Here is a 1322-nt window from a genome sequence, read left to right as displayed (position 1 = left end):
AGCGCCGTCGTCTCGGTCACCGCCGGACGGTCCACCGGCGCCCCCAGGATGTCCGAGAGAAACTGCATCGTCCAGCCGCTCGACGCCATGCCGCCGTCCACCCGCAACACCCCGCCCGCATCCGGCCAGTCCGCCCGCATCGCCTCCAGAAGGTCGCGGGTCTGGAAACCCACGCTCTCCAGCGCCGCACGCGCCAGTTCCGCCGGGCCCGAATTCCGCGTCAGCCCGAAGACCGCGCCCCGGCACTCCGGCCGCCAATAGGGCGCCCCGAGCCCGGTGAAGGCCGGCACCAGCACCAGGTCCTGGCCGGGATCGGCCGCCTCGGCCAGCGCCTGCGTCTCGGACGCGTGCCGGATCAGCCCCAGGCCGTCGCGCAGCCATTGCACCACCGCCCCGGCGATGAAGATCGAGCCCTCCAGCGCATAGGTCGTCCGGCCCCCCAGCCGATAGGCGATGGTCGTCAGCAGGCGGTTGCTCGAGGCCACCCGGTCCGCGCCGGTGTTCAGCAGCGCAAAGCAGCCGGTGCCATAGGTCGATTTCATCATGCCGGGCGAAAAGCAGGCCTGGCCCACCGTCGCCGCCTGCTGGTCGCCGGCCACGCCCAGGATCGGGATCTCGCGCCCGAACAGGTCGGCCCGCGTGGCGCCGTAATCGGCGGCGCAGTCCCTGACCTCGGGCAGAAGCTGCATCGGGATGTCGAAAAGCGCGCAGATATCCTCGTCCCAGCGGTTCTCGGCGATGTTGAAAAGCAGCGTGCGCGCGGCGTTGGTGGCATCGGTGGCATGCACCCGGCCGCCGGTCAGGTTCCAGATCAGCCAGCTGTCGACGGTGCCGAAGGCCAGCTCGCCGCGCCGGGCGCGGGCGCGGGCGCCGTCGACATGGTCGAGCAGCCATTGCAGCTTGGAGCCCGAGAAATACGGGTCGAGCAGCAGGCCGGTGCGGGCGGCGACCATCGGCTCGTGGCCCTCGGCCCTGAGCCGGGCGCAGAGGTCGGCGGTGCGGCGGTCCTGCCAGACGATGGCGCGGTGCAGCGGCTGGCCGGTCCTGCGGTCCCAGAGCAGCGTGGTCTCGCGCTGGTTGGTGATGCCGATGCCGGCGATGGCGCGGGCAGGGATCCCGGCCTTCTCGACCGCCGCCCGCGCCACGCCGGCCACGCTGACCCACAGGTCCGAGGGGTCGTGCTCGACCCAGCCCGAGGCCGGGTAGTGCTGCGGGAATTCGTGCTGCGCCGAGGCGATCGGACGCAAACCAGCGTCGAAGACCATCGCCCGAGACGACGTCGTCCCCTGGTCGATCGAAAGAAGATGCGGCATCGGCGGCCT

The 1322-nt window shown here is 71.7% G+C and carries 1 protein-coding gene; it reads right to left on the bottom strand.

Features of this window, described 5'->3' with window-relative positions; genetic code table 11:
- Nucleotides 1–1313 (bottom strand): glycerol kinase GlpK (gene glpK / locus IT40_RS26410; RefSeq protein ID WP_036761484.1); only part of this gene is annotated, 1313 nt, incomplete at its 3' end.
- Between the last annotated feature and the right edge of the window lie 9 nt (nt 1314–1322).

Origin of the sequence: Paracoccus versutus (genome assembly GCF_000763885.1) — a bacterium.
GTDB classification, from domain to species: domain Bacteria; phylum Pseudomonadota; class Alphaproteobacteria; order Rhodobacterales; family Rhodobacteraceae; genus Paracoccus; species Paracoccus versutus.
Note: the sequence above shows the minus strand (reverse complement) of the source record. Positions and strands in the feature narration are given on the sequence as shown.